The organism is Streptomyces capoamus, from assembly GCF_014654935.1.
Classification (GTDB): Bacteria; Actinomycetota; Actinomycetes; order Streptomycetales; family Streptomycetaceae; genus Streptomyces; species Streptomyces capoamus.
The window spans coordinates 145388-150934 of record NZ_BNBF01000016.1 but is presented as its reverse complement, the minus strand read 5'-3'; the positions used below and the strand labels follow the sequence as shown (position 1 = coordinate 150934).

Annotated in this window: 5 protein-coding genes; all 5 read right to left on the bottom strand. The window is 74.2% G+C overall.

Annotation, left to right across the window (positions count from 1 at the left end):
• Nucleotides 1-764, bottom strand: a 764-nt coding sequence (locus IE312_RS41690) for an ABC transporter ATP-binding protein (RefSeq protein WP_229900378.1), incomplete at its 3' end; no start/stop codon positions are given.
• A gap of 66 nt (nt 765-830) precedes the next feature.
• A complete protein-coding gene (locus tag IE312_RS24180) occupies nt 831-1832 on the bottom strand; it encodes a zinc-dependent alcohol dehydrogenase family protein (RefSeq protein ID WP_189984423.1) in 1002 nt (333 codons plus the stop codon).
• 117 nt (nt 1833-1949) lie between these two features.
• Nucleotides 1950-2591, bottom strand: coding sequence for a LutC/YkgG family protein (locus tag IE312_RS24175; protein ID WP_189984422.1), 642 nt, complete (start codon nt 2589-2591; stop codon nt 1950-1952).
• The gene (locus tag IE312_RS24170) at nt 2588-4066 is read right to left on the bottom strand and encodes a lactate utilization protein B (RefSeq protein ID WP_189984421.1); all 1479 of its coding nucleotides are present in this window, start codon (nt 4064-4066) and stop codon (nt 2588-2590) included. The genes IE312_RS24175 and IE312_RS24170 overlap by 4 nt, the downstream gene beginning before the upstream one ends.
• Nucleotides 4063-4818, bottom strand: coding sequence for a (Fe-S)-binding protein (locus IE312_RS24165; protein ID WP_189984420.1), 756 nt, complete (start codon nt 4816-4818; stop codon nt 4063-4065). The genes IE312_RS24170 and IE312_RS24165 overlap by 4 nt, the downstream gene beginning before the upstream one ends.
• Nucleotides 4819-5547 lie beyond the last annotated feature (729 nt).

Genomic DNA, 5547 nt, shown 5'->3' with positions numbered 1-5547 from the left:
TCGTCCGGCTCGATCGCGGTGACCGACAGCCGCTTCAGCCCGCGGTCGGCGCCCACGAATCCGGCCACGTACGGGGTCGCGGGGGAGCCCAGGACGGTGCCCGGCGTGTCGAACTGCTCGATGCGGCCCTGCCCGTACACGGCGATGCGGTCGCCGAGCCGGACGGCCTCCTCGATGTCGTGCGTGACCAGCAGCACCGTCTTGCGCACCGCGGCCTGCATGCGCAGGAACTCGTCCTGCAACTGCTCGCGCACCACCGGGTCGACCGCGCCGAACGGCTCGTCCATCAGCAGCACCGGCGGATCCGCGGCCAACGCCCGGGCCACGCCGACCCGCTGCCGCTGCCCGCCGGACAGCTGCTGCGGGTAGCGCGGCCCGTACGTCTTCGGGTTGAGGCCCACCAGGTCCAGCAGCTCGGCCGCCCGGGCCCGCGCCTTCGCCCGCTTCCAGCCGAGCAGCGCGGGCACGGTCGCGGTGTTGTCCAGGACGGTGCGGTGCGGGAAGAGGCCCACCTGCTGGATGACGTACCCGATCCGGCGGCGCAGCCGCACCGGGTCCACGGCGGCGACGTCCTCGCCGCCGACGAGGATCCGGCCCGAGGTCGGCTCGACGAGCCGGTTCACCATCATCATGGTGGTCGTCTTGCCGCACCCGGACGGTCCCACGAGGGTGACCAGCTCGCCCTCGGACACCTCGAAGGAGAGGTCGTCCACGGCCGTCGTACCGTCCGGGTAGCGCTTGGTGACCTGCTCGAACCGGATCATTCCCTCACGCTACGGCAGCGTCCGCCGGACCTCATCCCGCGTGCCCCGACCGGCGGACGGCGGTGTTCACCGCCCGGTCGTGAGCACGATCTTGCCGTACTGGGCGCCCGCCTCCATGTACCGGTGGGCCGCGACGACGTCGGCCAGCGGGAAGGTGCGGTCGACCTCAGGGCGCAGGGTGCCGCTGCGCAGTCCCGAGTCGACGAAGGCGACGGCGCGCCGCATCCGTTCCGGGACCGCGAGGACCTCGCGGGTCACCGTGTAGGTGCGCATGTTCAGCGGGGGCATGCCCAGGTCGAACCCGGGGAACGGGGTGGGCTCGCCGCTCTGCATGCCCCACAGCAGCAGCGTTCCGTCGGCGGCCACGGCCCGGGCCAGCTCCCGCACGCCGGGGCCCGCGACGGCGTCGAGGACGTGCTCGGCGCCCCGGCCGCCGGTCAGCTCCAGCACCCGCCCGGCCACGTCCTCCTCGTCGGAGACGATCACCTCGGCGGCGCCGTCGTCCAGCAGCCGCTGCCGCTTGGCGCGGGTCCGGGTGACGGCGACGGGCGTGGCGCCGAGCCGGTTCGCGGTCCGGATCGCGGCGAGGCCGAGGCTGCTGGAGGCCGCGGTCACCACGGCCACGTCCCCGGCCCGGACCCCGCCGACCTCCACCAGGGCGCCGTACGCCGTCAGGTACGGCATCCACACCGCCGCACCGCTGACCGGGTCCACCTCGGGGGAGCGGGGCAGCACCGCGGAGGCGGGGACCAGGGCGCGTTCGGCGTAGACGCCGTAGTCGTTGGGGGAGAAGCCCGGGACGACACTGACCGGCTGCCCCGGCGCGACCGCGGTCACGCCGGGTCCGACGGCCTCCACCACGCCCGCCGCCTCGGTGCCGAGCCGGGCCGGGAACTGCTTGACCGGTTCGATGTACACGCCGCCGCGGAACAGTCCGTCGGCCCGGTTCACGCCGATCGCCTCGATGCGCAGCAGCACCTCGCCGGGGCCCGGCTCGCCCGGCTCCACATCCTCCAGCCGCAGCACCTCGGGTCCGCCGGTCTCGTGGAACCGCACCGTCGCCGCCATGCCAACTCCCCCTGATCTCAATGGTGTTAGCCGACCACTGTGGGGCATCGTACGAGGACTGTCAAACTACGACAGGTTTCGTACAACCCGCCCGGGGTCATCAGGGGTCATCCGGGGTCAGCCGAGCAGGATCACCTCCAGGGTGCGCGGGCCGTGCACGCCCTCCACCCGGTCCAGTTCGATGTCACTGGTGGCCGACGGGCCCGAGATCCATGTCAACGGCCGGGCGGGGTCGAGGCGTTCGAGGGCCTGCGGGACGGAGGACACGACCTGGTCCGGGACGCGGACGACACAGATGTGGTGGTCCGGGACCAGGGAGATCCGGCGCCGGCCCTGGTCCGGGGAGCCGTCCAGGACGATCGTGCCGGTCTCGGCGATCGCGACCGCGCACGCCGTGACCACACTCCCGGCCCGGTCGAGGTCGGCCGGGGTGCTCTCCGCCCGGTCGGGGATCCGCGTGACGTCCGCGGCGGCCAGCCAGCCCTCGTCCAGCCCGGACGGCACCACCACCGGGCCCGCGTCCCGCGCGGCCAGCAGGCGGGCGATCAGCGACGGCAGTTCGCTTGCGCCGCTGCGGTGCACGATCGCCCGGTAGTCCGCCAGGTTCTCCGCCAGCAGTTCCACCGTCCGCCGGGCGGTCGGCCCGCCGTGCTCGCGCAGATAGTCCCGCCGCACCGCCTCCTCGTACGGCCGGTCGTCCGGCGTCACGTCCGCGAGCGCGCGCCGCACCCGGCCCAGGACCCGATCCCTGCTGCTCACTCGGTGCCGTCCTTCCCGCCGTTCGTGCGCTGCCACCAGTCCCGGAAGGGTTCGGGCGGCACGGCCGGCAGGTCCCGGGTGCCGCTCCAGGCGCGGCCGGGGCCCGGCAGTGCACGGGGGTGCAGCCGGCGCGTCCGGGAGGCCAGCCGCTGGCCCGCGCGCAGCGCGCCCGGGCGGGCGAAAACCCAGCGCGCCGCCCGCATCGCCGCCCGCTCGGCCGCGTGCCCCCGCGCCGGCCGGAGCACCACCTTGTTGCCCTGCCGTACCGCCGGGCCGCCCTCCACGACCCGCTCGCGCAGGTGCACCAGCACCTCGGGGATGTCGATGGCGACCGGACACACCTCGTAACAGGCCCCGCACAGACTCGACGCGTACGGCAGCGAAGCGTCGATCTCGCTCCCCGTGCCCCGCAGTTGCGGGCTGAGGATGGCACCGATGGGACCCGGGTAGACCGAGCCGTAGGCGTGCCCGCCGGCCCGCTCGTACACCGGGCACACGTTCAGGCAGGCGGAGCAGCGGATGCAGCGCAGGGCCTGGCGGCCGACCTGGTCGGCCAGCGTGTCGGTCCGGCCGTTGTCCAGCAGGACCAGGTGGAAGGCGCGCGGGCCGTCCTCGTCGGTGGTGCCCGTCCACATGCTGGTGTACGGGTTCATGCGCTCGGCGGTGGAGGAGCGGGGGAGGGTCTGCAGGAAGACCTCCAGGTCCCGCCAGGTGGGCACGACCTTCTCGATGCCGACGACCGAGATCAGCGTCTGCGGGAGGGTCAGGCACATCCGGCCGTTGCCCTCGGACTCCACCACGACCAGCGTGCCGGTCTCGGCGACCATGAAGTTGGCGCCGGAGACGGCGACCTTCGCGCGCAGGAACTTCTCCCGCAGGTGCAGCCGGGCGGCCTCGGCGAGTTCGGCGGGCGCGTCCGTCAGGTCCTCCGGGGCCGGGCGGCCCCACGCACCCATCTCGGAGCGGAAGACGTCCCGGATCTCGCCCCGGTTGAGGTGGATGGCCGGGACCAGGATGTGCGAGGGCCGGTCCCGCCCCAACTGCACGATCAGCTCGGCGAGATCGGTCTCGTAGGCCCGGATGCCCTCGGCCTCCAGGGCCTCGTTGAGGCCGATCTCCTGGGTGGCCATCGACTTGACCTTCACGACCTCCGACTCGCCCGTCTCCTTGACCAGCCGGGCCACGATCCGGTTGGCCTCCCCGGCGTCGGCGGCCCAGTGGACCGTGCCGCCCGCCGCCGTGACCGACTCCTCCAACTGCACCAGGTACCGGTCGAGGTGGCGCAGGGTGTGGTCCTTGATCCGCCGGCCCGCCTCGCGCAGCTCCGCCCAGTCGGACAACTCGCCGACCGCGCGGGCCCGTTTGGCCCGGATGGTGTGGGTGGCGTGCCGCAGATTGCCGCGCAGGACGGGATCGCGGACGGCGTCGCGCGCGGCCTGCGGGAAGGCCGGCATGCCGAGATACGTTCCGGTCATACCGCCGGTTCCTCCTCCGTGCTCGCCAGGATCTCCGCGATGTGCACCGGCCGCGGGCCCGTCCGCAGCCGGCTCATCATGCCGCCGAGGTGCATCAGACAGGAGTTGTCGGCCGCGCACAGCACCTCCGCGCCCGTGGACCGGGCGTTGCGCAGCTTGTCCGCGCCCATCGCCGCGGACACCTCCGGGTTCTTCAGCGCGAACGTACCCCCGAATCCGCAGCACTCCTCGGCGCCGGGCAACTCGACCAGTTCCAGCCCCCGGACGGCCTCCAGCAGCCGGCGCGGCCGGTCGCCGAGCCCGAGACCGCGCAGCCCGTGGCAGGTGGGGTGGTAGGTGACCGTGTGCGAGTACCAGGCTCCGACGTCCGTCACGCCGAGCACGTCCACCAGGAACTCGGTCAGCTCGTAGGTCTTCGCCACCACCGGGGCCAGCGTCCGGGCCAGCGTGTCCCCGCGCCCCTCGGCCCGGGCCCGCTCGCCCATGCGCGGGTACACTTCCCGCACCATCGCCCCGCAGGAACCGGACGGTGTCACGATCGCCTCGTAGTCGCGGAAGACCTCGGAGAGACGCCGGGCCAGCGGTTCGGCGCCGTGCCGGTACCCGGTGTTGTAGTGGGCCTGCCCGCAGCAGCTCTGGCCCGTCGGGAAGTCGATGTCGACGCCCAGTCTGGTCAGCAGTCTCACCACGGCACGTCCGGTGTCCGGATACAGCGTGTCGTTGACACAGGTCAGGAACAGGGCGACACGCATCGCGGCTCCTCGGTGTCGGTCATCGGACGGGTGCAGGGTAGTCGGCGGGTCCCGCCGACGGGGGAGCACGGCTCACCGCACGGCGAGCCGGGGCCCGGGCCGCCCGCCGCCGGCCGGTGTCGCCGCGGGGCGCGCACCGGGTGAGCGGCCGGCTGCGCCGGAGCGGCCGGCGCGGGCCGGCGAGGTCGCCGCCGGGGCCCGGCGCGCGCACGAGGCGTCGCCGAGGGCGGCGGTCTCGGTCGCGCCGGCCCCCCACGGGCGGACCGCGCGCCGGCGGTCAGCCGGCACGGCAGCGCGTCGCGGGTGCGCCGCCGACCGCGCCGCCCGACTGCTCGGCCTCGCCGCCGGCCGCCGTGCCCCTCTTCTCCGTACGGCAGCCCGCGGTCACCAGAGGGGCGCAAGCCGCCGGAGTGCCGGCGGAGGAGACCGAGCGGCACGAGGGCGAGCGGAAGCGGACGCACGAGTACCGGCGGGTGGTGCCGCGGCCGGAGTTGGTGGTGCAGCCGGAGCCGGTGGTGGACCGCTCCGGCCGCGCCGCACGCCGGAGGACCGTACTGAACGGAAGTTCAGCGACAAACCATGATTCCGGGGCTCGGCGCGCGCCCGCTCATGTGCTCAACTGGACGGGTCCGGCCCGTCCGTCCCAGGAGACCCGTTGAGCCTCAGCTACCGCCAGCCCGGCGTCGTCCTCACCGACCGCCACTTCACCGTGCCCCTCGACCACGCCGA

Excerpts from the sequence above, each read along its gene's own strand:
- IE312_RS24180 (WP_189984423.1), bottom strand. The coding sequence starts at position 1,832 with ATGGCGGCGACGGTGCGGTTCCACGAGACCGGCGGACCCGAGGTGCTG.
- IE312_RS24170 (WP_189984421.1), bottom strand. The coding sequence starts at position 4,066 with ATGACCGGAACGTATCTCGGCATGCCGGCCTTCCCGCAGGCCGCGCGC.
- IE312_RS24165 (WP_189984420.1), bottom strand. The coding sequence starts at position 4,818 with ATGCGTGTCGCCCTGTTCCTGACCTGTGTCAACGACACGCTGTATCCG.